Here is a 1792-nt window from a genome sequence, read left to right as displayed (position 1 = left end):
GGATCCGGTCGTCGTCGACCTTGTGCGGACTGGTCATTTCGAGGCATGTCAAGGCGGGCAAATCGGTCTAGCGTCGGTCGGTGACGGACCATCATGGGGGTGGTTCGCGTCCACTCCTTGGGGGAGTCCCGATGCAACGCTTGAAGAGAACTCGCAGGGCACTCGCCGCCCTGGTCCTCGGGATCGGCGCCGTCCTGGCCGCGTCCCTCGTCGTCGTACCGGCCGCCAACGCGGCCAGCCACTCCGGCCTGCTCGTCGTGAAGGGGCCCAACGGGTCCGCCTACACCGCCGGGCACGCGGTCAGCCTCGCCGGCAAGGAGGGGGCGCTGATGACGTACACGTTCCAGGTCCGCAACACCGGGACGACGCTGGCGCAGTACCGCATCAACATCAGTGACTGGACCGGTGCCCAGGCCCAGCTGTACGACGGCACGCTGCTCCTCAAGCCCCTCGCGAGCAGCCCCGACGGCTACTACACCAAGGCGCTCCCGCCCGGTGGCAACCAGACCCTGACGGTCAAGATCCCGATCCCGGTCGGCACCGCTCCCTATGAGCACTACTCCACCGTCAACCTGTACGGGACCGACGGGTACTTCATCGACACCGTGTACCTCGTGGCCGAGGAACCGGCGGTCCTCGCGGGAGCGACCCCCGCCGACCTCTTCCTCAAGAACGGCAGCCAGCTGGCCGTCGGTGGACCGGGACGGTTCAACCAGATCGTGACCGCGCCGACCATCGCGGGCACCCAGGTCGCGACGTTCACCGCGACGCTCCAGAACTCGACCGCCCCCTCGGCGAGCATCGGATTCTGGGTCGAGTACGGGGGTCCCTGTGGTCCGGTCATCACCGTCAAGGATGGTGCTGTCGACGTCACTGCTGCCGCCCTCGCCGGGACCTACCTGAGTCCGCCGTTGGCCAAGCTCGGCAAGCGGAACCTGACGGTCACGGTCAAGAACATCGGCGCCAGTTGCACCTACGTCCAGATCTTCGTCCGCGCGAAGGTGCCCGGCGGGTCGTTCCAGCAGCCCTCGGTCATGGAGGTGAACAAGGCCGCCTGAGCACATGGCTCCGGAGCGACCGGACCTACGGCTCGACGAGCAGGATCCGGTCGTCCTCGGGGGCGGGCGTGCCGCGGCCGTCCTCGTTGCTGGTGGTCAGCCACAGCCGACCGTCGGGAGCCCGGGCGATCGTGCGCAGCCGGCCGTAGTCGCCGGCCGTCGCACCGTCGAAGTACGACGTCGGGTCACTGACCTGGCCACCGGCGACCTTGATCCGCCACAGGCGTTCGCCCTGCAGGGCAGCCATCCAGAGGTACCCGCCGGCGTACGCAAGACCGGAGGGAGACGCCACGCCCGTCTTCCAGGTCAGGTCGGGCTGGGTGAAGCGCTTGGGGCCACCCGTGCCCTCGACCTTCGGCCAGCCGTAGTTCGCCCCGGGCAGGATCCGGTTGAGCTCGTCGGCCTTGTCCTTGCCGAACTCCGAGGCCCACAGCGAGCCATCGGCGTCGAAGGCGAGGCCCTGCACATTGCGGTGGCCCCACGACCACACGGCCGAATTGAACGGGTTGCCGGGCGCGGGCTGGCCGTCAGTGGTGATCCGCAGGATCTTCCCGGCCAGCGACTTCCTGTTCTGCGAGAGCTGTTCCCGGCCGCCTTCGCCGGTCGACACGTAGAGGTAGCCGTCCGCTCCGAAGGCGAGCCGACCGCCGTCATGGATGTCGCCGGTCGGGATGCCGGTCAGGATCGGCTCGGGTTCGCCGAGCTCGCCCTCGTCGAGGCGGGCGCGCACGATC

The 1792-nt window shown here is 68.8% G+C and carries 2 protein-coding genes; one reads left to right on the top strand and one right to left on the bottom strand.

Annotated features, from left to right (window positions below; all coding sequences use genetic code 11):
- Positions 1-131 precede the first annotated feature (131 nt).
- Positions 132-1058, top strand: a complete 927-nt coding sequence (locus tag ACOADB_RS24080; protein WP_378604758.1) for a hypothetical protein — start codon at positions 132-134, stop codon at positions 1056-1058.
- Positions 1059-1083: 25 nt separating this feature from the next.
- Here the strand turns inward: ACOADB_RS24080 and ACOADB_RS24075 are convergent.
- Positions 1084-1792: PQQ-dependent sugar dehydrogenase (locus tag ACOADB_RS24075; RefSeq protein ID WP_378604755.1), on the bottom strand; the 709-nt coding region annotated here is incomplete at its 5' end.

Source organism: Nocardioides sp. CPCC 206348 (genome assembly GCF_048654705.1).
Taxonomy (GTDB): Bacteria; Actinomycetota; Actinomycetes; order Propionibacteriales; family Nocardioidaceae; genus Nocardioides.
The sequence above is the reverse complement of the archived record's forward strand: the minus strand, read 5'-3'. Positions and strand labels throughout refer to the sequence as shown.

Excerpts from the sequence above, each read along its gene's own strand:
- ACOADB_RS24080 (WP_378604758.1), top strand. The coding sequence starts at position 132 with ATGCAACGCTTGAAGAGAACTCGCAGGGCACTCGCCGCCCTGGTCCTC.